This window comes from Streptomyces sp. NPDC059008 (genome assembly GCF_042749045.1).
GTDB lineage: Bacteria > Actinomycetota > Actinomycetes > Streptomycetales > Streptomycetaceae > Streptomyces.
The window spans coordinates 67,623-92,925 of record NZ_JBHYJC010000026.1 but is presented as its reverse complement, the minus strand read 5'-3'; the positions used below and the strand labels follow the sequence as shown (position 1 = coordinate 92,925).

The following is a 25,303-nucleotide window of genomic DNA, read 5'->3' as shown; positions in this document are numbered from 1 at the left end:
CCGGCCGGGCGGCTCGCTCGGGCCGGCCCGGCGGCCGGTGTCACACGGGGATGAGCCGTTGCCGGCTCAGCAGGTCCTCCACCGTGTCGCGGACCCGCACCAGATGGGCGCGGCCGGCGCGGACCATGACCTCGGCGGGGAATCCGTGGCTGAGGAACAGACCGGGGGAGGCGGTGGGACCGTAGGCCCCGGACCGCTCGACCCCGAGCAGGTCGCCGGGTGCGAGCGGGGGAAGGAGGACGTTCTTGCCGAGCACGTCGTTCGGTGTGCACAGCGGACCGGTGACCGTGTAGGGCCGCTCGCCGCTCCCGGCGGGCCGGGTCAGGGCGCGCAGGGGGAAGTTGCGTTTGACGAAGCTGCCCACGCCGACGGCGGCCATGTGGTGGTGGGTGCCGCCGTCCGTGACGGCGAAGCGGGTGCCCATCGACTCCTTGACGTCCAGGACCCGGCTGACGTAGGTGCCGCACCGCGCGGTGAGGTAGCGGCCCAGTTCGCAGATCACCCGGGAGCCGGGGTGTGCCTGGAGGAAGCCGCCGATGACGTCGTCGGCGTCGGCTGCGAGGGCCGGCAGGTCCAGGTCGGTCTCGTTGTCGAAGTAGGCCACCCCGAATCCGCCGCCGATGTCGACGATCTCGCAGGGCAGGTCCAGTTCGGCGGCGAGTTCCGCCGCCAGCCGCAGGATCTCCCGGGTGTTGTGGACGATGTCCTCGTGCCGCAGGAAGCGGGTCCCCATATAGGCGTGGAAGCCGCGTATCCGCAGGTGCCGCAGCTCCGGCAGCCGGTGGCGCTGGGCGCGCAGCAGGCCTGCGTCCATGCCGAACTGGCGGGGCTTGCCGCCCATCGACAGTCCCGAACCCTTGGTGGTGAAGTCCGGGTTGAGGCGCAGCAGCACCGGCACGTCGGTGCGGCCCGCGTCCCGTGCCGCCCGCTCCAGCCGCTCCAGTTCCGCGGGCGACTCGCAGACGACGGCACGCAGATCGGTGCGTACACAGGCCTCGATCTCGCGCGGGGTCTTGCCGGGCCCGAGGAAGATCACGTCCTGCGGCGCGATGCCGGCCCACAGCGCGGTCCTGAGTTCGGCCAGCGAGGAGACCTCGGCGCCGGAGCCCAGCGCGCCGAGCACGGCGCACACGCTGACGTTGGGGTTGGCCTTGAGGGAGAAGAACAGGTCCACTCCGGGGTGGAGCAGTCGGCGGACCTGAAGGTAGTCGCGTTCGAGGACGTCGGCGTCGTAGAGGAAGAAGGGGGTGCCGAACTCCTCGGCCAGGTCCGTGACGGCGATGCCCTGCACCGTCGCTGGTGTGTCCGGCATCCGTCAGCTCCCCCGGTGGGTGAAGACCATCGCGGCGAAGGTGGTGCCGACACCGACGGAGGCCATGAGGTAGTGCCTGCCGGGCACCAGGCGCCCCGCTGCCTTGAGGGTGGTGTAGTTCAGCAGCACGTCGGAGGCGAAGCAGTGGCTGAACCGGGGGATGTTGTCGAGGTAGGTCCGCTCCCGGGGGAAGCCCATCGCCTTGATCGTCTGGCGCCAGGACATCATGTTGACGTTGTGCGGGATCAGCAGGTCGATGTCGTCGAGCGTCAGGCCCGCGTCGGCGACGGCCTTGCGCATCACGTCCGCGAACCGGTCGGGGTAGATCTGCCCCAGCTCGGCGGCCTTCTCCTTGCCGAGGCGGACACCGTTGGCGTACGCGCCCAGAGTCCGCGTCACATACGAGCGGACGGGGTCGCCGGGGCCGTCGACGGCCACCAGGCAGGCCGCCGCGGCCTCCCCCATCAGCGCGGTGTCCGGGACGAGTTGCACACCGGGGGTGAAGGACTTCTCGCCGGTGACCACCAGGGCCCTGGCGTCCGGGTCGCCGTCCGACCGGAGCAGCTCTCCGGCGATGTCGATGGCGGCCATGCCGGTGGCGCAGTTCTGCTGGGTGACGGCGAAGGCGACGGCGTGGCCCAGCCCGAGTTCCTTGCGCAGGACCCGCGCGGGGCAGATGCCGTGCGGGGCGATCTGCTGGGTGGCGTGGCCGAAGAGCAGGTACTTCACCCGTTCCTTCGACGGCAGGGCGTCGAGGACCCGGCGGGCCGCGGGCAGCACCAGTTGGAAGAGGTCGACCTCGGGGTCCTGGCGCAGCTCCTTGAGCCCCTGCATGGTGGTGAACAGGCGCACCTTCGACGGGTTGAGCCCGAGGGGTTCCGCCAGGTCCTGGACCGTCACCGTGCGCTGCGGTGTGTGCGCGGCAACGTCTTCCAGTGTGACGAGGGAGTTCGTCATGTGGGGTGTCCTCGTCAGTTGGCCCAGAACGGGAAGGCGTGGTCGAGGAGGAAGTCCGGGCCGCTCCGGTCGGCGCGCACCTGGGCCTCGAAGGGCGCCCACCACGCGCGGTGGTCGCGGTACCAGTCCGTCGTCAGGCCCACCCCGTCCCACAGGTCCGTGGTGGGCTTCCACCCGGTGGCCTCGGTCAGGTGGGCGGAGGTGGCCACCAGGGAGCTGCCGCGGCCGTCGGCCTGGGGCACGTCCCGGGTCACGAACGAGCCGCGGCCCGCGGTGCCGATCACCGCCTCCGCCGCCTCCTCCAGCGGGGTGTGACGGCCGGCGGCGAGGTTGAACGTCTCGCCCCAGGGCCCGTTCTCGGCGAGGTCGAGCAGTACGCCCACGGCGTCCTGGACGGCGAGGAAGTCCCGCAGGCGGCCGGTGACGGCCTCCGACTCGATGCCGAGCAGGGCCTGGGCGGTGATACGGGGGATGATCCGGTCCGGGGCCTGCCACGGTCCGTAGAGGTTGGTCAGCCGCACGGTCGTCGACACGGTGTCGTAGACGTGCTGGTAGGACTCGGTGAGGCTCTCGCAGGCGATCTTCGAGGCGGCGTAGGGGGACAGCGGCCGCAGTGCGCTGGACTCGGTCAGCAGGTCGCCGTCGTTGCCTCCGTACACCTCGATGGAGGAGGCGAAGAGCAGCGGGATCCGGCGCAGCCGGGCCGCTTCCAGGACGGCGGACATGATGCCGATGTTGTTGGTGAAGGTGCGCTCCGGGTGGTGGAGCGAGAAGTCCACCTGCGGCAGGGCCGCGAGGCTGATCATGACGTCGCAGTCGGGTATCCGGGCGCCGGGCCGCGACAGGTCCAGGAAGTGGCAGTCGGCGCGCTCCAGGAGGCCGGCGGCGTCCAGGCGCCCCAGGCGGTCGCCGACGTCGACGAGAGTGAGGCGGTGACCGCGCTGTTCGGCGGCGAGTGCGAGGTTCGTGCCGACGAATCCCGCGGCACCGATGATCGCGATGTTGAGTGTCACGTCTTCCCCGTTCATCAGGAGAGGGGCCAGGTGTGGCCGGGCGAGGTCAGGTCTGCGGGTGCCGCGGCCCCCGGCGCAGTCGCCGCTCGACGAGGTCGGCCGCGGCCGGTGCGCCGCCGGAGGCGCGGATCTCCTCGCGCAGCCGGTGCAGCCGGGTGGTGAGTCCGGGGCGGGCGAGCAACTCCTCCAGTGCCGTACGGACGGTGCCCCCGGTCAGTTCGTCCTCGTGCAGGCGCCTGGCGACGCCGAGTTCGACGAGCCGGTCGGAGATGAAGAACTGGTCGGCGCCCTGCGGGAGGGTGAGCATCGGCACGCCGTGGCTGAGCGCTTCGACGGTGCCGCCCATCCCGGCGTGGGTGATGAAGGCGTCGGTGTGGGCGAGGACGTCGAGCTGGGGCAGCCACTCGTGGACTTCCACGTTGTCCGGGAGCGGGCCGAGCGCCTCGGCGGCGACGAACTTGCCGGTCTGGAGCACGAGATGCCAGTCGGAGCCGGCGAACGCGGCCACCAGCCGCCGGTAGAGGTCCGGCCGGTTGGTGAACGTCGAGCCGAGGGAGACGAGCACGGTGCGCCGGGCGGCGGGCGGGGTCCAGGCCGCGGTGCCGCCGCGCGGCCCGAAGCACGGTCCGACGAAGGAGAAGCGGGAGGCGTCGACCTTGTCGGCGTGCGGTTGCAGGGTCCGGGTGATCGAGGCGATGCCCTGCTCGGGAACGAGCCCGAAGTCCGCCACCGTCATGTCGACGCCGTTGCCGGCCAGCCACCGGGAGAAGCGGTCCCGCAGGCGGTGGGCGGCCGGGTCGTCGAGCAGGCCGCGGTACACCGCCGCGATGCCGTTGTCCTTGCCCTGGTAGGGGACGGCGAACGGCCAGAAGTTGAGGGTGGGGATGTCCCAGCGCAGGCCGAGGACGCGTGCGCCGTACGCGAAGACGTCGTAGACGAGCGCGTCCGGGCGGTCGGCGTCGAAGGCCCGGACGAGCTGGGGCAGCGCGGACTCGGCCTCGTCCAGCATGGCGGAGACGATCGCGGTGAATCCGGTCAGCGACTTCGTCGCGTCGTCGTCGGCGCGCCAGGCCGAGCGGTAGGGGACCGGGCGGGCCCCGGTCGCCTCGACCAGGGGGGCGAACCGCTCCGGCACCGCGTAGCTCACCCGGTGGCCCCGGGAGACGAGTTCACGGGCGACGGGCAGCGTCGGGAGCACATGGCCGTGCAATCCGATATTCGTGAAGGCGATGTGCGACTTCGAAGTCAATTGCGGGCTCCTCGCGAACTCGTCGTTACTGTGCGGTAGGTCTTCGTGAATCGTGGAGAACAGTGGATGCCACGGCCTTCCTTTGGCACCCAGAGCTCTTCGCGGGAAAATCGGTGAGGGAAGAGCCTGCGTCCCTACAGTGCATTCACAAGCGCCTTTGGATACACCCGGAGAGCCGATTCTTTCCGGCGGTCGGTGCGGGTGGGGCCAGCGGCACCAGGCGGCCCGGCGCCGCCTGGGGCGACTCCCGATCCGCCGGTAAACCCGCTGGGCCACCGAATGGCAGCAACCTGAACTATGGGTTTCCTCACCTTGACAGTGCAGCGCCGCCTTGTGAAGCTGCATTCGCCTCGGGGGATTCATTCTGCGAACTCACGGACGCGTTTGAAGCCATCCACATGCGCTCGCTTTCCTCGCGGCGCGGGGCCTCGGTTATTCGGGTCGACCGCATACGGGGAAGGGTTTTGTGGGGATTATGTATTCCAGCTGCAGAATGCTTTGCCAATTTCCTGTGGAAAGCGCGCGGCAGGCCGCGCGTAGTCCATTGCACCGTGCCGCGGCAGCCGCCCCGAAGAGAACCGGCGGGGCGTCCCCCCGGGCCGCGCTCCGCTCGTCGTGATGCACCGCGCGGTGACCGCCGGACGATGGCGGCAGGAGCGCACCGGCCACGTCGACGGCACGGAACTGGCGGTGTGGGGGCGGCGGGAGGACCCCGACGCCGGGGCGGCGCCGGCGCCCCATGTGGTGCTCGTCCACGGATTCGAGGAGCGCTGGGACAGCTGGAAACCGCTGCTGGAGCACCTTCCGCGGACGGTACGGGCGTCCGCGCTCTCGCTGCCCTGGCGGGCCGGCTCCGCGCACACCTGGCCACGCCACGGGGACGCCGCCACCTGGCTGTCGCGTGGGTTCGACGCCCTGGACCGGCCCCCGGACCTCGTCGTCGCGCACTCCTTCGGCGCCTGCGCCCTGCTCCAACTGCTCGCCCGCCACCCCACCCACCCCTACGGCGCCGTCCCGGCCGCCTTGGTGGCGCCCGTGTGGCGGGTCGGCGATCCGTCGCTGACCCCCGAGTTCTTCGCCGAGGCCAGGACCCGCTTCCGGCGCACCATCACCGAGGGCCTGCGGGTCCAACTCCACACCCGGGGCCGCACGGTGCACGGCGAGCTGCTGCGCATCATGGCCGGCAAGGTCCTGGAGCGCGTCGAGCCGGAGGGCTTCCTGCAGTTCTATCTGGAACTGGCCCGGCTGCCCGACCTGCCGGTGGAGAAGATCACGGCGCCCCTGCTCGTGGTCAGCGGACTGGGTGACACCGCCGCGCCGGGCGGCGACCTCGAAGTGCTGCGCGGCCGGGCCCGCGACGTCACCGTCCACCGGGCCCCGGACCTCGGCCACTTCTGCCAGACCGAGCAGCCGGCCCAGGTGGCCCGACAGCTCACCGACTTCCTTCCGATGCTCCGACTTCCCCACTCAGCCGAGGAGATGAGGACAGCGTGACCTCCCCACAGGTAAGGGAATACGACGTAGCCATCAGCGGTGCCAGCATCGCGGGGTGCACCGCCGCGGTCCTCCTGGCCCGGGCCGGCGCGCGGGTGGCCCTGCTCGAACGGCGCTCCTCGCCCGAGGCGCACAAGGTCCTGTGCACGCACTACCTCCAGCCGTGCGCCTACCAGGTGCTCGACGACCTGGGCGTCTCCCCCCTGCTGCGCGAGGCCGGTGCCCTCGCCAACCAGCCGCGCTGGTACACCCGTTGGGGCTGGATCGAGCCGCGCCCCGGCCGGGACGGCGTACCGCTGGCGCACGGCTACAACGTGCGGCGCAGCACGCTCGACCCGCTGCTGCGCTCCTACGCCGCCGACCGGCCCGGGGTCGACCTCCTCTCGGGGCACACCGTCACCGCGCTGCTGCGCGACGGATCCCGCGCCGCGGGCGTGCGCACCAGCTCCGCCGAGGGCGAGCAGGAGATCCGGGCGCGCCTCGTGGTGGGAGCCGACGGGAAGGACTCCACCGTCGCCAGGCTCGCCGGGGTACGCGAACGAGCCCACCGGAACGACCGGTTCAGCTACTTCGCGCACTTCCGCGGTGTGCGGATGGCGCGCGAGGAGTCGCACTGCTGGTTCCTCGACCCGGACGTCGCCTATGCGATGCCGAACGACGACGGGATCACCGTCATCGCGATCATCCCCGACAAGAAGCGGCTGCCCGCCTTCCGGGCGGACCTCGAAGGCAGCTTCCTCGACTTCGTCGGCCGGCTGCCCGAGGCCCCCGATCTGAGCGCCGCCGAACGCGTCTCGAAGATCGTCGGCACCACCAACTACCCGCTTGTCAGCCGGCAGGTGACCGCACCGGGTGTCGCCCTGATCGGTGACGCGGCCCTGACCGGCGACCCACTGTGGGGGGTCGGCTGCGGATGGGCGCTCCAGTCGGCGCAGTGGCTGGCCACCTCCGCCCGCGCGGCCGCCGTCTCGGGCAGCCGCGCAGCCATGGACCTGGCGCTCGACACCTACCGCCGGCGCCACCGGCGGCAGCTGCGCGGCCACCAGTTCCTCGCCGCCGACTACGCCAAGGCCCGCCCCTTCAACCCCTTCGAACGGCTGATGTTCTCCGCCGCCGCCCGGGACGCGTCGATGGCCCGCCATATGCACCTCTTCGCGTCCCGGCTGATCGGCCCGGCGCGCTTCCTCAGTCCCACGGCCCTCGGCCGGGCCGCCGCCGTGAACCTGCGACACCGCAGCGCGTGAACCCGCCGCATCCCCCGAACCCCGAGGAGCAACCATGACCCCGTCCCACCCCGCCGTGACCGAAGAGCAGGCCCGGCAGCTCCGCGAGATCGTCATCGACGTCCTGGAGCTGGAGCCCGAGGAGCTGACGGAGACCAGCCACTTCGTCAACGACCACGAGGCCGACTCCCTGCTGGCCATCGAGATCCTCGCGCGCATCGAACAGGACCTCGACGTCGAGATCCCGCAGGACCAGCTCCCGGAGATGGTCAACCTCACCGGTGTACGGGACGTCTTCGCCCGCAACCAGAGGGGTGCGGGTCGGTGACCGGGACCGCGACCCGGCCGGGCCGGCGCGTGGTCGTCACCGGACTGGGGGCCGTGAGCAGTGCCGGTATCGGCGCCGACGACTTCACCGCGGCCATCCGGGCCGGCCGGTGCACCACCGGCCCGATCACCGGCTTCGACGCCGGAGGCTTCCCCCACCGCAACGCCGGCGAGGTCACCGGCTTCCGGCCGCGGGAGTGGCTGTCGCGTGTCGATCCCGAGCGGTGGGGCCGCAGCAGCCAGTTCGCCGCCTCCGCGGCCCGGCTGGCGGCACTCGACGCGGGCCTGGGTCCCGACGAGCTGGCCGGTGCCCGGGCGGGCTCCGTCATGGGCACCACCAGCGGCGAGTCGGCCGCCGTCGAGCAACTGGTCGCCCAGTGGCACGGCGACGGGCTGAAGTCCCTGGCCCCGGCCGTGGTCCAGGCGGTTCCGGCGGGCCGGATCGCCGCCGCCGTCAACACCGAACTCGGCCTGGAGGGCGAGGCGTTGACCCTCGCCACCGCCTGCTCGGCCAGCAACTACGCGCTCGGCTACGCCTGTGACATGGTCGCGCAGGGCGAGGCCGACTACATGTTCGCCGGCGGCGCGGACTCGGTGAACCGCTGGGCGCACGCCGGGTTCTACCGGCTCGGCGCCCTCGCCGAGGAGGTCTGCCGCCCCTTCGACGCCGAACGGGCCGGCATCCTCACCGCCGAGGGCGGCGTCGCCCTGCTCGTGGAGCCGTACGAACGAGCGGTCGCACGCGGAGCCCGGATCTACGCCGAAGTCCTCGGCCACGGCCTCAACTGCGACGCCGACCACATGGTGCACCCCAACGCCGCCACCATCGCCCGCTGCATACGCCAGGCGCACCACAACGCCGGTGTCACCCCCGGGCAGATCGACTACATCTGCGCCCACGGCACCGGCACCCGCACCAACGACGCCACCGAAGTCGCCGCGGTGCGCGAGGTGTTCGGGTCCGCCATGCCGCCGATCAGCTCGATCAAGTCGATGATCGGCCACACCATGGGGGCGGCCAGCGGCTTCGGGGCGCTGATCTGCTGCCGGGCCCTGTACGACGGCTTCCTGCCGCCGACGGCCAACGTCGGACGAGTGGACCCGGAGCTGGGTCCCGGCGTCGACCCGGTACCGGGTACGGCGCGCCGGGCCGCACCTCAGGTGGTCCAGAACCACGGTTTCGCCTTCGGCGGCAACAACGCCATCGTCATCCTGGGGAAGGCAGCATGAGCACCGACACCGCCCGACTCCCGCCGGCCACCGACGACCTCCCCGCGGCACCGACCACGCTGGCCGTGACCTCCGCCGCGGCCTTGTCACCGGCCGGAGTCGGCAGCGCCGCGCTGACCGCCGTCCTCGCCGGGACCCACAGCGCCGGCGCCACCACCGCCGAGGACCTTCCGGACCTCGGCGGGGAGACCCTGCCGCCGCGGCCCGTGCGGGCCGTCCCCCCGCTGCCGTTCGACGAGCTGCTCGGCCGCAAGGGCCTGCGCAACCTGGACCGTACGACCCGGCTCGCCCTGGTGGCGTGCGACATGGCGCTGGCGTCGTACCCCGGGAGGATCGGCCCGGGTGCGGGCGTGGTGATGGGCACGGCGACCGGTTCGGTGCGCAGCTCCGGCGAGTACTCGCTGCGGACCCTCCAGGCCGACCGCCCCTACCTGGTCAACCCCAGCCTCTTCCCCAACACCGTGATGAACTGCGCCGCCGGGCAGGTCGCCATCCGCAACGGACTGCACGGCGTGAACGCCACCGTCGCCGGCGGGGCGCTCGCCGGCATCCAGGCGCTGCGCTACGCACGCAACGCCATCCGGCAGGGGCAGGCCGCATGCCTCCTGGTGGCCGCCGCCGAAGAGCTCAGCGCGCAGAGCGGCTGGGGCTGGCAGCGCTCGGGCGCGCTGCGGCCGGACTTCCCGCTGGGGGAGGGCGCCGCCGCCCTGGTCGTCGAGCCGGAGGAGCGGGCCCGCGCCGAGGGCCGGCCGGTCCTCGCCCGGGTGCTCGCCGCCGAAGTGGGCTTCGCGCCCCGCGGGCGCCGCACCGCGGCCCTGGCCCGGTGCATCGGCAGGGCGCTGGACCGCAGCGGGGTCGCGCCGGCCGACGTACGGTCCGTGGCGCCGGGGGCGACGGGACAGGTCGGCGCCGACCGCCTCGAACTGCGCGCCCTGCGCCAGGCGCTGGGGACCGCCGGCCTCCCGTCGGTCGTGGACGTCCGGCGGGTGGTGGGCGAGACCTTCAGCGCGACGGTCCCCCTCCAGCTCGCCGCGCTGGTGGAGACCTGGCGGCAGCGGGGCGCCCGCCCCGGCGAGGCGGCGCTGATCACCGCGCTGGGCCACGACGGCTCGGTCGGCTGCCTCGTGGTGCGCGGTCCCTCGGCCGCCGCGGTCCGCGTCGATCCGAGGTGAGACGACGTCCCGACGAAGCACGGCACTTCGGGCGGCGGCTCCGCTCCCACAGCGATCCACCACCTCTTGTGAAAGGACATTCCATGTCACCGTTGCTGACGGAGCGGTCCGATGCCACCACCCTCGCCACCGCCGACCTCATCGAGGCCTGCCGGCAGGGGAGTCAGGCGGCCTGGGGGACGCTGGTGCGACGCTTCTCGCCCCTGGTGTGGGCGGTCGCCCGCTCGCACCGGGTGAGCAGGACGGACTGCGAAGAGGTCTTCCAGCAGACCTGGCTGCGCGCCTACCAGGGGCTGCACACCCTGCAGTCGCCCGAGCGCTTCGCCGCCTGGCTCACCACCTGCGCCAAGCGCGAGAGCCTCAAGCAGCGTGAACGCGCGCTGCGTTACGTGCCCGTGGGCGGGCCGGAGGTCTTCGACCGGCCCACCGCCCCGGACTCCGGCCCGGAGAACGCGGTGCTGTCCAGCGAGCGCAGGGACCAGGTCCTCGACGCCCTCGGCCGGCTCTCGGCCCGGGACCAGGCGCTGCTGGGCATGCTCAGCGCCGACGAGGAGTGCAGCTACGACGAGGTGAGCCGCCGGCTGGGGGTGGCGCGCGGGTCGGTCGGCCCGCTGCGGGCGCGGGCGCTGCAGCGGCTGGCCAAGCAACTGGCCGCCGCGTCCGCGGAGTCCGCCACGCGGTGAAACGGCCCGCCTCGGGCGCGGGAACACCGAGAGCCGTCAACCGGCTCACCGGGCCGCGTCTTCGGCCACCCACCGCCGTGTACGCACAGGTGGCCGAAGGCGCGGCCCGCTCTCGTGGTGCCGGGGCGGCGGGCGGAGGAGGCCCCCGACGCCGGCTACCGGTCGGATATCGGCCAGCGCGCGACGCGCTCGACCAGGTACTCCGGCACCTCGTCCGCCGGCTCGCACGCTTCGTCTTCGCATCCGTAGGCGTCCCTGTCGTCGGACTCCTCCGGCGCGCCCGGATCCGTTGGCCTCACAAACTTATGCCGCCGTCAATCTGCAGGACCTGTCCCGTGATGTAGGCGGCCCGGTCCGATACCAGAAACGCGGTCAGGTCGGCGACCTCCTCGGTGGTTCCGAATCGCTCCATCGGAATACCGGCCAGTGCGCGCTCTTTCGCCTGCTCGGTGAGTCCGTCCGTCATATCGCTCTCGATGAATCCGGGCGCCACGGCATTGACCCGGACGCCGTACCGGGCCAGTTCCTTGGCGAGCGAACGGCTGAGGGCGTTGACGCCGCCTTTCGACGCCGCGTAATTTGCCTGCCCGGCGTGGCCGTGCACACCGGACACCGACGACATATTGACGATCGCCCCCGTGCGGCGCCGCACCATCTGGAATCCCACCGCCCGGCAGAAATGGAAGGTGCCGGTCAGGTTCGTGTCGATGACCTCGGTCCAGTCCTCGAACGGCATCATGACCAGGTTCCGGTCCCGGACGACGCCGGCCGAGTTCACCAGTACGTCGATCGGGCCCAGCTCCCGTGCGACCCGCTTCACGAAGCGCCCGACCTCGTCGCCGTCCGCCACGTCGCACGCCTGGTAGAAGTGGGCGGCGCCGTGTTCGGCCAGCGACTCCGCGGTCCTGCCGGCGGATTCGCCGCGACCGCAGAAGGCGATGTCGTACCCGTCCGCGGCGAGCCGGCGGGCAACGGCCCGGCCGATGCCGCGCGTACCACCGGTGACCAGGGCGACGGGGCGCCGGTTGTCCGGCATGGTTCCCTCCTCAGCACATGTGCGGTTGTCCTGCGCGGCCGGTGCCCTCACTCGGCCGGCGCCGTCCGGTGCGCCGGCAGCGGTGCCCCGAGCTGCACATAGACGTCCAGCAGATCGTCGGAGAGCCAGTACTCGGCGATCCGTCCCGCCGCGTCGAGGCGCAGGATGTCGACGCCCTGCTGCTCCACGGGGGTGCCGGGCGCGGCCGTCGCGCCCTCGGGCCGCCCCGACCGCCAGTCGCCAGTGAACCGCCAGCGGCCGATGACGTGGCCGTCGTCGGTGAACGGCCCCAGCACGGTGCGGAACCGGGCCCGCTCGTACGAGGACCGGAAGGCGTCGATCCAGGCGACCAGCCGCGCACGGTCCGGGATGCCGGCGGGGTCCGGCATCCCGTAACGGGGCAGGTGCAGCGTCACCTTGTCGGCGACGATGCGTGCGGCGTTGTCGTAGTGGCCGTTCCAGATGCCCAGCCACTGCTCCCAGAGGTCGGCGGCGGCCCGCGGCACTCGCGCGGTGTCGCGTGCGTTCACCGCTGCTCCCGGTGCGTGGCGTTGCTGGGCACCTCGTCGGTCTCCACACCCTGCGTCCAGGCCTCGGTGACCCGGCCGTCGACGATCCGGAGGATGTCCACCCCGGACCAGTGGATGGTCCCGCCGGGCACGTCGGAGGGCCAGCCCGTGCGGCCGAGGCACTCCGCGGTGCCGTACCAGCGCCAGACGGCCAGTTCGCCGTCCTGTACGGGACCGAAGTCCGTCTCGTAGCGCAGGCTCGCGAACTTGGACCGGAATCCGGCCACCCATTCGGACAGCGCCGCTCCGTCACGAATACCGGAGGTGTCGAAGACCGCCGCTTTGGAGGGCAGATGGACGCGGAAGTCGTCGCCCACAATCTTGAGTGCGGCCTTTGGGTCCTCGTTCCACATTTCCAGCCAGATTTCCCACACTTCGGCAGCTGTGCGCGCCATTCGACGGTCCTTTCCCTTGTTTAGCGACGGGCCGAAAGAGCCCGCCGACGGCTTCCTCTGACACAGAGCCGCCGGGCGGTCACCCGGATACATCCGGAAAACCACCGCGGGAGAAACGGCGAACCGCGGGCCCGAAGTCATCTCGCGCACCGGAAGGTACGGGCAGGGTGTATCCACCGATGGGCCTGTCGGGTCTGTTGTGGCGTAAGTGACGCAGCGAATCCCCGAATGGCGAAGCCGCCCTCCGCGGACGACCGGAGCACAGGAGCCCACTCATGCGGTTCGGCGAGAACGTGACGATCGATACGGCCGTCTGCTGGCTGCCCACCACCCGGCAGTCCGCCGCGTCCCAGGTGTCCGACGGCGTGCTGAGCCCGGCGGAGTCGGCGCAGTCCGGAGTGGTGGAGGTGCCGGTCGCCGTCGAGCACGCGGCACCCGAGATGGCCGTACTGGCCGGACGGCGGGCCCTGCGGCAGGCCGGAGTGGCGCCCACGGACGTCGATGTGCTGTTCCACAGCTGGACCTACCACCAAGGGCACGACTTCTGGTCGCCGGCCCACTACGTGGCCGACGGGGTGGGCGCGGTCAACGCGGTACCGGTCGGCATCGCGCAGATGTGTCACGGCGGCGCCATGGCCCTGCACGAAGCCGCCCTGCACCTGTGCGCCGACCCCTCGGCCAGGGCCGCGCTGGTGACCACCGGCGACCGCTTCCAGCGGCCCGGCTTCGACCGCTGGACCAGCGACTCGCACGTCGCCTACGGGGACGGTGCCACGGCCGCCGTGCTCTCCCGTTCCGGCCGCGGCCTGCGGCTGCTGGCCCAGACCGTCCGCGCCGCCCCCGACATGGAGAGCATGTACCGCGGGGACGATGCCTTCAGCCCGGCGCCCATGGAGCACAGCCGTCCGGTCGACGTCCGGCGGACGAAGAAGGCGTTCGCCGCGGCGGGCGGCATGGCCCGGTTCGCCGAACTGGCGCCGGTCGCCATCGGCGCCCTGGTCGCCTCCGCCCTCGCCCAGGCGGGCCTGGCGCCGGGCGACCGCCGGGTGCGGCATGTGCTGCTCCCCCGGCTCGGACCGGCGACGCTGGAACGCACCTATCTGCCCGCTCTGGAGCGGCAGTTGCCACACGCCACCGTGCACCGGCCGGGCGCCCGCACCGGGCACCTGGGCAGCGGCGACATCCTCGCCAACCTCGCGGTGGTGCACAGCGAAGCGCTCGTGGCCGCCGGGGAGGTGGCGCTGCTGCTGTCCGGCGGGGGCGGATTCACCTGGTCGTGCACCGTGGTGGGCCGCGGCACCGGACCGGACGGCTCCGCCGGGGACGGAGCGGCACCGTGCTGACCGGCGTCGATGTGCTGCGGATCGGGGAACTGGACCGGCTGCTGCGACGCCCCTGGTTCCGGGCCTACGCCTTCGCCGCGGAAGAGCTCGACCACGCGGCGGCCTGCGGCCCCACCCGGGCCCGGGAGTTCCTCGCCGGCCGGTTCGCGGCCAAGGAAGCGGTGGTGAAGGCCCTGGGCGTCGGCTTCGGCTCCGGAGTGCGCCCCCACCACGTCACCGTACGGCGCTCCACGGACGGCGCGCCCTCGGCCCACCTGTCCGGCGCGGCCGCGCGGATCGCCGCCCGGCTCCGCCTCCAGGAAATGAGGGTCTCCATCGCCCACAAGGACGAACTCGTCGTGGCCACCGCCGTGGCGACCCAGCACCCCCCTCCCCCACCCCCCGCGACCCGACGGGCCGTCCCCCACCCGCAAAAGGAAGAGGGCATGTCACCGCAGTCCACCAGCCCCGAGGTCCCCCCGGCCCGGACGTCCGCCGAAGAGGACCCCGTCACCGCGTTCCTGCGGGTGCGCATGGCCCCGCACGACGCCCACTACGGCGGCGGCCTGGTCGACGGCGCCCGGATCATGCAGCTCTTCGGTGATCTGCTCACCGAGATCACCGTGCGGACGGACGGCGACGAAGGGCTGCTGTCGCAGTACTCCGACGTCCGCTTCACCGCCCCCGTCCACCCGGGCGACTACCTGGAGGCGACCGCGCGCCTGGTCCGGCGGACCCGGCTGCGCCGCGTCGTCGCCCTGGAGGCGCACCGGGTGATAGCCGCCGGCGGAGCCGACCGGGCCAGCGCCGCCCAACTGCTCGCGGTACCCGAGCTCGTCTGCCGGGCGACCGCCACCACCGTCGTGCCGATGGGTGCGGCCTCGTCCCGGAAGGAGCAGCGGCGATGACACCGGCACCGCCCCGCACACCGGTCCACCTCCACGACATCCTCGACGCCGCCGCCCTCGGCCACCCCGACGCGCCCGCCGTCGTCTGGCAGGAGACCACCCTCACCTACCGGGAACTGGCCACGGCCAGCACCTCGGCCGCGCGCGTCCTGTGCGCCCACGGCGTACGGCGGGGCTCGCGGGTCCTGGTCTCCGCCGAGGACGGGCATGCGGTGGCCGCCGCGGTGTACGCCGCCTCCCGCCTGGGCGCGGTCTTCAGCGTGCTCCACGAGGACGTACGCGGCGCGCCGCTCGTCCACGTCCTCGACGACGCCGAGGCCACCCTCCTGGTCACCGACGACGAGGCGGCGCAACGGACCGCGCACGAGCGGAACGTGCCGAGCCTGCGCGCGGCGGAGCTGCGGTCCGGCGACGCCCCCGACGAACTGCCGGACCCGGGCACCCTCACCACCGACCCGGCCTGCCTGATCTACACGTCCGGTACCACCTCGCTGCCCAAGGCCGTGGTCGGCACGCACCAGCAGATGCTGTTCGCCCTGCGGGCCATCCAGGCCGAACTGCACCTGCGCTCCGACGACATCGTCTACTGCCCGCTGCCGCTGTCCTTCGACTACGGCCTCTACCAGCTCTTCCTGGCCGCCCTCAGCGGCGCGACGCTACGGCTGGCGACCACCGCCGAGGCCGGCCCGCCGCTGCTGCGCAGCCTCCAGCGCAGCGGCGCCACGGTGCTGGCCGGCGTCCCGTCCGTCTCCGGCACCCTGGCCTGGCTGGCCAAACGCGCCCCGGGTACGCCGCTGCCCAGGTTGCGGCTGCTGACGAACACCGGCGCGGACCTGCCCGCCCGCACCATGGCCGAGCTGCGCGAGCGCCTGCCCGCGCTGCGCATCCAGGTCATGTACGGGCTGACCGAGTGCAAACGCGCGGCGATCATGGAGCCGGACGGCGACCTGAAGCGGCCCGGCTCCTGCGGCCGGGCGCTGCGCGGCACGGAGATCGTCATCCTCGACGACCAGGGCGCGGAACTCCCGCCGGGCGACATCGGACAGATCGCCGTCCGCGGCCCGCACGTCATGGCCGGCTACTGGCGCCGCCCGGAACTGACCGCCCAGCGCTTCTGGCGGCGCGAGGGGCTCTTCCCCGAACTGCGGACCGGTGACTACGGACACCTCGACGCGGACGGCTACCTCTACTTCTCCGGACGCCGCGACGACCTCTACAAGGAGCGGGGCTTCCGCGTCAGCTGCACCGAGGTGGAGGCCGCCGCCCTGCGCATACCGGAGGTCACGGCCGCCGCCGTACTGCCACCGGCGGACGGCCGCCCCTCCGTGCTCGCCGCCGTCACCGACCTGTCCAAGGAGGAGGTGCTGCAGCGGATGCGGCAGCAGATCGAACCGTTCAAGGTCCCGCGCCGCTGCGTGCTGCTGCCGAAGCTGCCGCTCAACGGCAACGGCAAGGTCGACCGCGCCCGCCTCAGGGCCCTGGCGGAGAGGTAGGCCGCCGTGACGGATCACCAGTTCTTCGTCCTGCTCGGGCCGGACGGCGCCGGGAAGTCGTCGGTCCTGGCGGAGGTCGCCAAGCGGGCGCCGGCGTGGCGGACGCTGTCCACCGATCGCGAGCTCACCGCCGAGAAGTACGCGCTGATCACGCAGTTGCGCCGCAATGTGGTCGAGGACGTGCTGCCCGAACTGGGCGGCGCGTACTCGGCGGACTTCCTGGCGAGTCTGCTGCAGACCGCCGTGGTTCATCTGCGGGACCAGGTGGCGGCCCAGGACCCCGGCACCCCGCTGCTGATGGACTCCTACTACTACAAGATCCTGGCGAAGTGCCGGCTGGCCGGTGTGCGGGCCGGTCCGCTGTTCTCGTGGTGGCGGTCCTTCCCGCAGCCGCGCGGGGTCCTCTACCTCGATGTCGCGCCGGAGTCCGCATGGCGGCGCAGCGCGAACGGGGCGCGGCTCAACCCCCTGGAGTACTTCGGAACGCGCCCCGTGTGGGGCGGCTTCGAGAGCTACCAGAGGCAACTTCGGAAACTGATGCTGGAAGAGGTGCGGCAGTTGCCGGTGGAGATGCTCGACGAGCAGGACAGCGTGGCGGGGACCGTGGAGAAGGTGCTGGAGGTGCTGTCCCGGTGAACACCGCTGGATCATGGGGCACCCCGGGCCACGCCGAACGGTACCGGGCGCGGGTGTTCGAGGAGCGCGACCGCCTGACGGCGTCGCTCGCCGACATGCGGCTAGAGCAACAGCGGGTCCTTGAGGACCTGTTGGACTTCAACGCCGGAACGGAGTTCGGCAGGCGCCACGGATTCGCCGGCATACGGACCCTCGACGAGTTCCGCCGGGCCGTTCCCCTCCAGGACTACACCGCGCACGCCCCCTTCATCGACCGCATGGCGGCGGGCGAGACCGATGTGCTGTCGGCGGACCCGGCCGTCGTGTACTTCACCAGCAGCGGCAGCACCGGAGCGCACAAGAAGATCCCGGTCACCCGGCGCTTCATGCGCACGACCTTCTTCCCGTTCTACTACGCGGCCTGGGCACCGCTGCTGGAGCACTTCCCGGAGGTGCTGAGCCGGCCGGACGCCGTGCTCAACCTCAAGCACGACCCGCTGGCCGCCCCGCCCACCACGGCGGACGGGCGGCCGCATGTGGGAGCCAGCCAGGTGGACTTCGGCGAGACGTTCGGCGAACCGCTCTCGGCCGAACCCGGCACCGCAGCGCCCTGGGCGACCCTCCCGGTCGACGTCGCTCCCGACGACCACCTCCAGAAGATGTATCTGCGGCTCCGGCTCGCGGTGCAGAGCGATGTGCGCTGCCTGATCGGCATCAACCCGGCGATGATCGCCGCCGTCCCGTACCAGCTGAACCTGTGGTGGCCCCGGATCGTGCGGGAGGTGCGCGACGGCACCCTGGGCGGGGTGGCCCACCGGGCTCCCGACCCGGAGCGCGCCCGCGAACTGGAGCGGCTGGCGGAGTACTTCGGCGTGGTCCGCCCGGCCCATGTGTGGCCGCGGCTGCGTGCCCTGTTCTGCTGGACGACCGGAGTGGCGTCGCTCTACATGCCCGCGCTGCGGGAGGAGTTCGGGGTGGGCGTCACCGCGCTGCCGGCGCCGGTGGCCGCTTCGGAGGGGCCGACGGGTGTGGCGCTGGACCGGCACGGCTCGGCGGGGAGCCTGGTGGTGTCCGCGTCGGTCTACGAGTTCGTGCCCGCCGACGACGACCTGCTGCCCGACACCGCGACCCTGCTGCCGCACGAACTCGAGGCGGGCCGTGACTACCACGTGGTCTTCAGCCACGTCGGCGGTCTGTACCGCTACGCGGGCGGTGACGTGGTGCGCGTCGTCGACCGGGTGCGCGGGGTACCGCGGCTGGAGTACGCCGGCCGCAGCACCCGATCCGACGCGGTCGGGGAGCGGCTGCGCGACGCCCAGGTCGTGCGGGCGCTGCACCGCGCGCTGGAGGCCACCGGCCTGCGACTGCGCAATGTCGCCTGCCGCGTGGCGGCGTCGGCCGGCGCGGCGATGCGCTACACCTTCGCCCTGGCCGCCGCCACGCCCTGGAGCGCGGCGGAGAACGCACGCTTCGCCGCGCTGCTCGACCAGGGCCTCACCGCGGAGTCCGCGGACTACGCGCGGGCGCGGGCCGACGGCCGGCTCGACGCCCCCGTCCTGCGCCACCTCGACCGCGACGCCTTCCACCGCGACTGGCACACGGCCGTGGCCGGCGGCATCCGCCCGACCCAGGTCAAGGACCGGATGTTCCGGCAGGACGACGCGCTCTGGCAGCGCCTGACCCACACCACGACGGACGGAGAACAACCGGCATGACCGACCTGCTGAACGCCGTGGAGCGCACCGCTCTGCTCACCGCGGCCCTGCGCGCCGCGGAGACCCGCCGCACGGACCGGCTGTACGAGGACCCCTACGCCGCCCGGCTCGTGGGCGAGGCGGGGGAGGGACTGCTCGCCGAGGTCCGTGCCGCGACCTTCCCACCCGACCGGCCGCGCACCCTACCCAGCACCCCCGACTACAACGCGATCCGCACCCGGTTCTTCGACGACTTCCTCCAACAGGCCGCGCGGGAAGCGGAGATGACCCAGATCGTGCTGGCCCCGGCCGGTATGGACTCCCGGGCCTACCGGCTGCCGTGGCCCGACCACATCCGCTACTTCGAGGTCGACCGGCCGGCCGTGCTGGCGTTCAAGGAGCAACGGCTCCGGGGCGTCGCGCCCCGGGTCGCCCACCGCACCGTCGCCGTCGACCTCACCGCCGACGACTGGGAGAGCCGTCTCGTCGCGGCCGGCTACGACCCGGCCCTGCCGTCCACCTGGCTGCTGGAGGGGCTGCTCTACTACATCCCCGAGCCGGACGCCCACCGCATGCTGGAGCGGGTCGCCGCCGTCACCGCGCCGGGCAGCCGCATCGCCGCCGACATCGTCAACGCGGCGGCCCTCACCCTGCCCCACATGCAGGGGCTGCTGAACGTCTTCGCGGGGTGGGGCTGCCCCTGGCTGTTCGGCAGCGACGAGCCCGAGGCGCTCTTCGACCGCTACGGGTACGAGGTCCGCGCGGTACAGCCGGGTGAGCCGGAGGCGGACTTCGGCCGGTGGCCGGACCCGGTGCCCGAGCGGGACGTCAGGGACGTCCGCCGGGTGTTCTTCGTCCACGGGCGGCGGCGTTGACCACGCCCCCCGTGCTCATCGCGGGGGCCGGAATCGCCGGCCTCGCCACGGCACTGGCACTGCGCGAGCGCGGCTACCGCGTGCGGATCCTGGAGCGGTCCGGCCCACCGCCGGAGGGACCGGCCGCCAAGGCCGCCGAGGGGTGGCGACGCCCCACCGTGCCGCAGAGCGACCACTCCCACGTCCTGACCTCCCTCGGCATGCGGGTGCTGGCCGAGCGCCTGCCGGGCCTGCTCGACGCCCTGCGCGAGGAGGGCGGCCATACCCTCGACCTCACGGCCGCCGCGCCCCGTACAGCACCGGGCCGTGTCCGGGAGCCGGCCGACGACCAACTGGTCGCGCTCGCCATGCGCCGCCCCGTGCTGGAGCTGGTGCTGCACCGCGCGGTGCGCGACACCGCCGGGATCGAGATCGACTACGGAACCACGGTCCGCGGTCTGCTCCTGGCGCCGTCCGGGCGCACGGTCGCCGGCGTGGTCACCGACCGGGGAGAGCACCTCCCCGCCCAGGTGGTCGTCGACGCCTCCGGCCGCAAGGCCGCGTCCCGGTCCTGGCTCGACGCCGCCGGCATCCCCCTGGCCGAGGATCTGACCAGCCCGACGGCGGTGCGCGTCGTCACGCGCTTCTACCGGTTGACCGGCCCCGGGCGCCCCGGACCGCTCAACCGGGGCAACGCGGCCGGCGGCATCTACGGCCACTACGCCGCCGTGCTGCACCCCGCCGACGGCGACGTGTTCGCCGTGTCGCTGGGCCTGCCCACCGGGGATCCGGCGACACGGGGGCTCCCCTCGCCACAAGCCTTCACCGCCGTCGCCCGGCTGTCCCCGTACCTGGGGCCCTGGTTTGCCGACGGGGTCGCCGTACCGCTCACCCCCGTGCGCGCCCTCACCTTCGCACCGAACATCCTGCGCGGCACCGCCACCGCCCGACAGCAGCCGGTGGCCGGGCTGTTCCCGGTCGCGGACGCCGCCTGTGTCACCGACCCGCTCTACGGACGCGGTCTGTCCCTCGCCTTCGCCCACGCCTTCGCGCTGGCGGACCTGCTGGACTCCGACCCGGCCGTCGGCACGGCACAGAGCGAGCGGGCCGCGCACCTCGCCGAGGAGCTCTTCGGCCCCTGGTACGCACAGGCGGCCCAGGACGGCCTGGCGCGGATCGGGCTGTGGCGGGCGGCGGCCGAAGGGGCGCCACCGCCTCGACAGGGCACCACCGACACCACCGCCAGGCCGTCGATGGCATCGATCGCGACCGCGGCCGCCTGCGACCCCACCGTGTGGCGCGGTCTCACCCGCATGCTGATGACGCTCTCCACCCCCGCCGAGGTCTTCGACGACGCCGACTTCCGGGCGCGGGTGCACCGGGCCCGCCCCCTCGCCGGCCCGGCCGGGCCGCTGCCGCCGACCCGGGAGGAACTCTTGGACGCCATGGCCACCGGACCAGGAGCCCAGCGGTGACCCGCCGTCCGACCGTGCTCCTGGCGCCGATCACCGTCACCCCCGCCAAGCCGCTCACCCCCAGCCACCTCAAGGGCCTGCTGTGGACCGATGTGATGTTCCGGGCCACCGCACAGCTGGCCGACGTGACCTACCGCTACAGCCACACCACCTACCACCCCACCGAACAGACCCTGGGCTTCTGGGAGTTCCTGGACCGCACCGGTGGCGACACCGACTACACCACGCTCACCGAGGAGCAGATCGGGGAGCTCTACGTCCGCTACCGGGCCGAGGGCCGCCGTCCCACCGCCGAGGACCTGCGCCCCTACGAGGAGGCCGTCGAGAGCGGCGGCTGGGTACACCCCGCCAGTGCGCGCGTGCTGCGCCTGTGGGCCGGCCACTACGCCCGGCTCGGGCTGCACGACCCGGGGCTGGAGCGGCACCAGCCGCCCGGCCTCGGGCTGGACGAGACGATCGACCGGCTGGTCTCGGCGGGCACGGGGTTGGACCACCGGGACTACGGCGGCCCCGTCTACCTCGACGCGACGCGGTTCGGCCTGCCGCTGCGCCAGATCGTCTCCCCCGACGGGCGCCCCAACTACCTGGCCTGCGCGCTGCGCGAACTGCTGCCGCTGGTCCCCCACTACGACGAGGTCGTACTGCTCTACGACCGCGAACTCGACCCCGACTACCAGCTGTTGCAGCGGGTGCTCGCCGGGCCGGGCCGGACCGTCCACCGGGTGCCGGTCGGCCGGGTACCCCTCGACGGGAAGATCACCTCGGCCCGGCACGGCGGCTGGCACGCCTACACGGTGGACGCCCTGCTGCGGGCCATGGGCGACGACCACGAACCCGCGGTACGGCGCCTGGGCATGCGGCTGTACTTCGTCGCGACCCTGGGACCGGGGCAGGCGCAGTCGTTCCGGCACGACCTCCTGCGACAGTGCCTGCTGCGTGCCGAACGGCTGCTCGACCGGTCGGCGGCGGCCGCGCGGAGCGACGGCCCGCCCGACGTCCCGACCGCCCTGGCCCGCCACCGCCGCGACCACACCTACGTCGACCCCTACCGGCTGACCTCGTCCCTGCTCGGCAAGAAGGGCCCCGCCCCCGACCGCGCACTCCTGTCGACGGTGTACCTATGACCCTCTCCCCCGAACTCCTGCTCGGCATGGCCGCGCAGCGCCTGCGTACGGCCCGGCCCGAGCTCTCCGGGCAGCTGGACCTGTCCAGTCCACAGGCCCTGCGCGCGGCGAAGGCCCGGATCGCCGCCCTCGACGGGCCGGACGGTTCCGACGGGGCGCTGGTCGTCTGCGTCGTCAGCCGCTTCGACCTGCGGAGCTGGGTGCGGGAGACCTGCCGCTTCGCGCTCGGCCTGCCGGCGGAGGAGACCGCGGCCTGGCGGCGCTCGTTCACCCGCACCGTCTACCTGTCCGGGCGGCCCGACAACCTCCGGGAACGCTTCGCCTTCGGCCACATCGGCGACGACGGCGCGGTCGCCTGGACGCGTCCCGCCCCGGACGCCGCCACGGCCGCCCTCCGCAGGCTGCTCAAGGCGTTCAGCGGCCCGCAGCCGCTGACCTCCTGGCGGCCGACGACCGTCGACGTCCCGGGCGCGATCCCGGGCGGGCGGGCACCGGCCCACCGCGACGTGTACGTCGCCACGGCCAGGGCCACCGTCGCCACGGTGCTCGTCCAACTCAACCATCTGCTCGCCGAGGCGGTCATGGACGGGCTGATCGCCGGCGGGGACCGACTGACCGTGCGGGCGGTGCCGCGGCTGGCCGGGGTCGGCGAGCCGTTCGCGGCCCTGCGGATCGACACCGACACCCACCATCCGGACGCGCTCCAGGCGTACGCCGGACTGACCGAGGAGACCCGCGTTGCCCCTTCCCCATGACGCCGGCGCCGGCGCCGCCGACCACCCCGTCCGCCCCGTCCGCCTCGGCGTGCACGGCTCACCGCGGACGGCCGCCGAGCTGGTCGCCGCCGCCGGCCGCGACCGGCGGGACGTGGAGTTCGTCCCCTACGACGTGGCCGACCCGTTCGGGCCGCTGCGCGCCGGCGAGATGGACGTCCTGCTCGTCAAATACGCGTTGCGGGAACCGGACCTCGCCTTCGGCGAACCCCTGCTCTTCGACGACCGGGCCCTGCTCCTCGGCGCGCACCACCCCCTGGCGACCCGGGCGACGGTGTCGGTCGAGGAGGTCGCCGACTACGACGCCTTCAGCTGCCCGGGCGACTTCCCCCCGTACGTCTGGGACCAGGTCGTGCCGCCGCGCACCCCCGGCGGCCGCCCGGTCCGCCGGGTCCATCCCATGACCACGGTGGAAGGGATGGTGGACCTCCTCGCCCGCTCGACCGCCGTGCACCCGTCGTTCCGCTCGCTCGAGGACATCCTTCCCCCGCACATCCGGGCCGTCCCGCTCCACGACCTGCCCCCGGCCCCGGTGTCCCTCGCCTGGCGCAACGACGCGCAACTACCCATCCATGTAAGGCAGTTCATCACCGACGTCGAACGGAGCACCCGACGATGACCCCTGCGAACCGGCCCCCCGTCGTCCTGCTGCACGCCCTCCCGCTCGACTCCTCCATGTGGGACACACAGGCGCGCCGGCTCCGCGCGCGCGGGCACCCGGTACTCACCTTCGACCAGCGCGGCTTCGGTGGCACACCCCTGGGCGCGGACCCGCCCTCGCTCGACCTGGTGGCCGACGACCTCGCCCACCAAATGGAGCGGCGGGGAATGGCCCGCGCCGTCGTGGTCGGCAGCTCCATGGGCGGCTATGTGGCGATGGCCTTCCTGCGCCGCCACCGCGCCCGCGTCCTCGGTCTGGGCCTGCTGTCCACCAGGGGGACCGCGGACACCGCGGAGGGCGCCGCCCAGCGGAGGGGGTTCGCCGAGCTGATCCTCGACGATGCCCAGCGGGATCGGCTCGTCGCCCGCACCACTCCGATGCTGCTCGGGGCCACCACCCGCACCGAAGCGCCGGACACGGTCGCGCGGGTGGTGTCCCTGGCCGCGGCCGCGGCCCCGGAAGCCGTCGCCTGGGCGCAGCGCGCCATCGCGGCCCGCCCGGGCGCCCTGGACGACCTGCGGACGACCGAGGTGCCCGCCGTAGTCGTCGCCGGCGAGGAGGACGAGCTGGTCTCCCCCGACGAGGCGCGGCAGCTGGCCGCGGCGCTGCCGCACGGACGGCTCGTCACCGTCCCACGGGCCGGCCATCTGCCGCCGGTGGAGGCCCCGCAGCGCACCACGGACGCCCTCGTGGAGCTGCTCGACACCGTCGGTGCGACGGAGCGGAAGGGAGCGGACGCATGCTGAGCGACGACCACGGGTCCTGGGGCTACACCTCCTCCACCGGCCTGGGTTTCACCCGCAACGACGTCGTCGAGGCGCACTTCGCGGCCTGCGCTCCGTACTACCGCCAGGCCCTGGACGAGGCGGGCATCGAGGCGGGCTGGCATGTGCTGGACGCGGGCTGCGGCAGCGGGTCCTTCCTGCCCCTGCTGGCCGACCGGGTCGGGGCCGCCGGCCGCGTGTCGGCGATCGACCTGGCCGAGGAGAACGCCGCGCGGGCCGCCGAGCGGACGCGGGACGGCTCCTTCGCCCCTCCGGTCGACGTCCGGCAGGGCGACGTCCTCGACCTCCCCTACAAGGACGGGACGTTCGACGCGGTCTGGTGCGCGAACACCACCCAGTACCTGGACGACGATGAACTGCTCAGGGCGCTGCGGGAGTTCCGCCGGGTCGTCCGGCCGGGCGGGGTCATCGCCGTCAAGGACCTCGACGCGAGCCTGATCACGGCGCGCCCGACGGCCGACCCCTTCCTGTTCACGGACTTCTTCCGCGCGGCCGCGCGGGCCCCCGGGTACGCCCGCCAGCTGCTCCGGGCGCGCGACCTCTACCGCCGGCTGGCCGAGGCGGGACTGCAGGGGGTGCGGCAGCGCACCGTCGTGATGGAGCACTACGCCCCCATGGCCCCGGCCGTGCGGCGGTTCTACGGCCTCGCGTGCGCCCGCATCGCCCAGCAGGCCACCGACGCCGGCCTCGCCGGCGACTGGCAGGCGTTCCTGGACCCCGACGGCGCGGCCAACCCGCTGAGGGACCCGTTCGGCTACATCAGCGAGGGAAACGTCATCGCCGTCGGCACCGCCCCCATGCCCACGGGCACCCTCTGACCGGCCCGGCGACGGCCCGACGGCCCGACGACCTCGGCACCCGTACCGGGTCCGAACCGCTCTCAGCAACCGCGCGCACTCCCCACCTTTGGGTGGATTGGACGCCGGATGTCCTTCCCTG

The 25,303-nt window shown here is 73.2% G+C and carries 25 protein-coding genes; 18 read left to right on the top strand and 7 right to left on the bottom strand.

Features of this window, described 5'->3' with window-relative positions; translation table 11 throughout:
- Positions 1-40: 40 nt before the first annotated feature.
- Genes ACFWZH_RS26785 through ACFWZH_RS26770 form a run of 4 tightly spaced genes read right to left on the bottom strand, consistent with a single transcriptional unit; the run spans position 41 to position 4,531 of the window.
- Positions 41-1,312 carry a type III PLP-dependent enzyme gene (locus ACFWZH_RS26785; RefSeq protein WP_384436268.1) on the bottom strand — a complete coding sequence of 424 codons (1,272 nt, stop codon included), beginning with the start codon at positions 1,310-1,312 and terminating at the stop codon, positions 41-43.
- Between the two features lie 3 nt (positions 1,313-1,315).
- Positions 1,316-2,269 (bottom strand): 3-oxoacyl-ACP synthase III family protein, encoded by a 954-nt coding sequence (locus tag ACFWZH_RS26780; RefSeq protein ID WP_384436265.1) that lies wholly within the window; start codon positions 2,267-2,269, stop codon positions 1,316-1,318.
- 14 nt (positions 2,270-2,283) lie between these two features.
- Positions 2,284-3,282 (bottom strand): NAD-dependent epimerase/dehydratase family protein, encoded by a 999-nt coding sequence (locus ACFWZH_RS26775; RefSeq protein ID WP_384436263.1) that lies wholly within the window; start codon positions 3,280-3,282, stop codon positions 2,284-2,286.
- Between the two features lie 46 nt (positions 3,283-3,328).
- A complete protein-coding gene (locus ACFWZH_RS26770) occupies positions 3,329-4,531 on the bottom strand; it encodes a macrolide family glycosyltransferase (protein WP_384436260.1) in 1,203 nt (400 codons plus the stop codon).
- A gap of 630 nt (positions 4,532-5,161) precedes the next feature.
- On the opposite strand from ACFWZH_RS26770, the gene ACFWZH_RS26765 reads away from it, so the two are divergent.
- From ACFWZH_RS26765 to ACFWZH_RS26740, 6 genes are all read left to right on the top strand, one after another.
- Positions 5,162-6,025 carry an alpha/beta fold hydrolase gene (locus ACFWZH_RS26765; RefSeq protein ID WP_384436257.1) on the top strand — a complete coding sequence of 288 codons (864 nt, stop codon included), beginning with the start codon at positions 5,162-5,164 and terminating at the stop codon, positions 6,023-6,025.
- Positions 6,022-7,269, top strand: coding sequence for an NAD(P)/FAD-dependent oxidoreductase (locus ACFWZH_RS26760; RefSeq protein ID WP_384436254.1), 1,248 nt, complete (start codon positions 6,022-6,024; stop codon positions 7,267-7,269). The genes ACFWZH_RS26765 and ACFWZH_RS26760 overlap by 4 nt, the downstream gene beginning before the upstream one ends.
- 34 nt (positions 7,270-7,303) lie before the next feature.
- On the top strand, positions 7,304-7,576 hold the full coding sequence (locus ACFWZH_RS26755) for an acyl carrier protein (RefSeq protein ID WP_384436251.1): 273 nt from the start codon (positions 7,304-7,306) through the stop codon (positions 7,574-7,576).
- Entirely contained in the window at positions 7,573-8,805 is a 1,233-nt protein-coding gene (locus tag ACFWZH_RS26750; protein ID WP_384436248.1) for a beta-ketoacyl-[acyl-carrier-protein] synthase family protein, read from the top strand. Before ACFWZH_RS26755 ends, ACFWZH_RS26750 begins: the two co-directional genes overlap by 4 nt.
- Positions 8,802-9,977 carry a beta-ketoacyl synthase N-terminal-like domain-containing protein gene (locus tag ACFWZH_RS26745; protein ID WP_384436245.1) on the top strand — a complete coding sequence of 392 codons (1,176 nt, stop codon included), beginning with the start codon at positions 8,802-8,804 and terminating at the stop codon, positions 9,975-9,977. Before ACFWZH_RS26750 ends, ACFWZH_RS26745 begins: the two co-directional genes overlap by 4 nt.
- A gap of 83 nt (positions 9,978-10,060) precedes the next feature.
- Positions 10,061-10,660, top strand: coding sequence for an RNA polymerase sigma factor (locus ACFWZH_RS26740; RefSeq protein WP_384436243.1), 600 nt, complete (start codon positions 10,061-10,063; stop codon positions 10,658-10,660).
- 295 nt (positions 10,661-10,955) lie between these two features.
- On the opposite strand, the gene fabG is transcribed toward ACFWZH_RS26740, so the two are convergent.
- The 3 genes from fabG to ACFWZH_RS26725 are packed head-to-tail and all read right to left on the bottom strand — an operon-like array spanning position 10,956 to position 12,660.
- Entirely contained in the window at positions 10,956-11,696 is a 741-nt protein-coding gene (gene fabG / locus ACFWZH_RS26735) for a 3-oxoacyl-[acyl-carrier-protein] reductase (protein WP_384436241.1), read from the bottom strand.
- 47 nt (positions 11,697-11,743) lie between these two features.
- Complete coding sequence (locus ACFWZH_RS26730; protein ID WP_384436238.1) at positions 11,744-12,226, bottom strand: ester cyclase; 483 nt, start codon at positions 12,224-12,226, stop codon at positions 11,744-11,746.
- Entirely contained in the window at positions 12,223-12,660 is a 438-nt protein-coding gene (locus tag ACFWZH_RS26725; protein ID WP_384436235.1) for a nuclear transport factor 2 family protein, read from the bottom strand. The genes ACFWZH_RS26730 and ACFWZH_RS26725 overlap by 4 nt, the downstream gene beginning before the upstream one ends.
- Before the next feature lie 275 nt (positions 12,661-12,935).
- Between ACFWZH_RS26725 and ACFWZH_RS26720 the strand changes: the two genes are divergently transcribed.
- From ACFWZH_RS26720 to ACFWZH_RS26665, 12 genes are read left to right on the top strand one after another with little or no spacing between them, the layout of a single operon-like run.
- Complete coding sequence (locus ACFWZH_RS26720; RefSeq protein WP_384436232.1) at positions 12,936-14,003, top strand: ketoacyl-ACP synthase III family protein; 1,068 nt, start codon at positions 12,936-12,938, stop codon at positions 14,001-14,003.
- Positions 13,997-14,890 (top strand): holo-ACP synthase, encoded by an 894-nt coding sequence (locus ACFWZH_RS26715; protein WP_384436229.1) that lies wholly within the window; start codon positions 13,997-13,999, stop codon positions 14,888-14,890. Before ACFWZH_RS26720 ends, ACFWZH_RS26715 begins: the two co-directional genes overlap by 7 nt.
- Entirely contained in the window at positions 14,887-16,383 is a 1,497-nt protein-coding gene (locus tag ACFWZH_RS26710) for a class I adenylate-forming enzyme family protein (RefSeq protein ID WP_384436226.1), read from the top strand. The genes ACFWZH_RS26715 and ACFWZH_RS26710 overlap by 4 nt, the downstream gene beginning before the upstream one ends.
- A gap of 6 nt (positions 16,384-16,389) precedes the next feature.
- Positions 16,390-17,019, top strand: a complete 630-nt coding sequence (locus tag ACFWZH_RS26705) for a hypothetical protein (RefSeq protein ID WP_384436223.1) — start codon at positions 16,390-16,392, stop codon at positions 17,017-17,019.
- Complete coding sequence (locus tag ACFWZH_RS26700) at positions 17,016-18,713, top strand: GH3 auxin-responsive promoter family protein (RefSeq protein WP_384436220.1); 1,698 nt, start codon at positions 17,016-17,018, stop codon at positions 18,711-18,713. Before ACFWZH_RS26705 ends, ACFWZH_RS26700 begins: the two co-directional genes overlap by 4 nt.
- Positions 18,710-19,567, top strand: a complete 858-nt coding sequence (locus ACFWZH_RS26695) for a class I SAM-dependent methyltransferase (RefSeq protein ID WP_384436217.1) — start codon at positions 18,710-18,712, stop codon at positions 19,565-19,567. The genes ACFWZH_RS26700 and ACFWZH_RS26695 overlap by 4 nt, the downstream gene beginning before the upstream one ends.
- Positions 19,564-21,021, top strand: a complete 1,458-nt coding sequence (locus ACFWZH_RS26690) for an FAD-dependent oxidoreductase (RefSeq protein ID WP_384436214.1) — start codon at positions 19,564-19,566, stop codon at positions 21,019-21,021. The genes ACFWZH_RS26695 and ACFWZH_RS26690 overlap by 4 nt, the downstream gene beginning before the upstream one ends.
- Positions 21,018-22,145 (top strand): hypothetical protein, encoded by a 1,128-nt coding sequence (locus tag ACFWZH_RS26685; protein ID WP_384436211.1) that lies wholly within the window; start codon positions 21,018-21,020, stop codon positions 22,143-22,145. Before ACFWZH_RS26690 ends, ACFWZH_RS26685 begins: the two co-directional genes overlap by 4 nt.
- On the top strand, positions 22,142-22,900 hold the full coding sequence (locus tag ACFWZH_RS26680; RefSeq protein WP_384436208.1) for a DUF6182 family protein: 759 nt from the start codon (positions 22,142-22,144) through the stop codon (positions 22,898-22,900). Before ACFWZH_RS26685 ends, ACFWZH_RS26680 begins: the two co-directional genes overlap by 4 nt.
- Entirely contained in the window at positions 22,884-23,537 is a 654-nt protein-coding gene (locus ACFWZH_RS26675) for a LysR substrate-binding domain-containing protein (RefSeq protein WP_384436206.1), read from the top strand. The genes ACFWZH_RS26680 and ACFWZH_RS26675 overlap by 17 nt, the downstream gene beginning before the upstream one ends.
- Positions 23,534-24,325, top strand: coding sequence for an alpha/beta fold hydrolase (locus ACFWZH_RS26670; protein ID WP_384436203.1), 792 nt, complete (start codon positions 23,534-23,536; stop codon positions 24,323-24,325). Before ACFWZH_RS26675 ends, ACFWZH_RS26670 begins: the two co-directional genes overlap by 4 nt.
- Positions 24,319-25,182, top strand: coding sequence for a class I SAM-dependent methyltransferase (locus ACFWZH_RS26665; protein ID WP_384436200.1), 864 nt, complete (start codon positions 24,319-24,321; stop codon positions 25,180-25,182). Before ACFWZH_RS26670 ends, ACFWZH_RS26665 begins: the two co-directional genes overlap by 7 nt.
- The last annotated feature ends 121 nt before the right edge of the window (positions 25,183-25,303 follow it).

Bases quoted from the DNA above. Each gene is read 5' to 3' on its own strand.
- ACFWZH_RS26785 (WP_384436268.1), bottom strand. From the start codon at position 1,312: ATGCCGGACACACCAGCGACGGTGCAGGGCATCGCCGTCACGGACCTG.
- ACFWZH_RS26780 (WP_384436265.1), bottom strand. From the start codon at position 2,269: ATGACGAACTCCCTCGTCACACTGGAAGACGTTGCCGCGCACACACCG.
- ACFWZH_RS26755 (WP_384436251.1), top strand. From the start codon at position 7,304: ATGACCCCGTCCCACCCCGCCGTGACCGAAGAGCAGGCCCGGCAGCTC.
- ACFWZH_RS26745 (WP_384436245.1), top strand. From the start codon at position 8,802: ATGAGCACCGACACCGCCCGACTCCCGCCGGCCACCGACGACCTCCCC.
- ACFWZH_RS26740 (WP_384436243.1), top strand. From the start codon at position 10,061: ATGTCACCGTTGCTGACGGAGCGGTCCGATGCCACCACCCTCGCCACC.
- fabG (WP_384436241.1), bottom strand. From the start codon at position 11,696: ATGCCGGACAACCGGCGCCCCGTCGCCCTGGTCACCGGTGGTACGCGC.
- ACFWZH_RS26725 (WP_384436235.1), bottom strand. From the start codon at position 12,660: ATGGCGCGCACAGCTGCCGAAGTGTGGGAAATCTGGCTGGAAATGTGG.
- ACFWZH_RS26720 (WP_384436232.1), top strand. From the start codon at position 12,936: ATGCGGTTCGGCGAGAACGTGACGATCGATACGGCCGTCTGCTGGCTG.
- ACFWZH_RS26710 (WP_384436226.1), top strand. From the start codon at position 14,887: ATGACACCGGCACCGCCCCGCACACCGGTCCACCTCCACGACATCCTC.
- ACFWZH_RS26695 (WP_384436217.1), top strand. From the start codon at position 18,710: ATGACCGACCTGCTGAACGCCGTGGAGCGCACCGCTCTGCTCACCGCG.
- ACFWZH_RS26680 (WP_384436208.1), top strand. From the start codon at position 22,142: ATGACCCTCTCCCCCGAACTCCTGCTCGGCATGGCCGCGCAGCGCCTG.
- ACFWZH_RS26670 (WP_384436203.1), top strand. From the start codon at position 23,534: ATGACCCCTGCGAACCGGCCCCCCGTCGTCCTGCTGCACGCCCTCCCG.
- ACFWZH_RS26665 (WP_384436200.1), top strand. From the start codon at position 24,319: ATGCTGAGCGACGACCACGGGTCCTGGGGCTACACCTCCTCCACCGGC.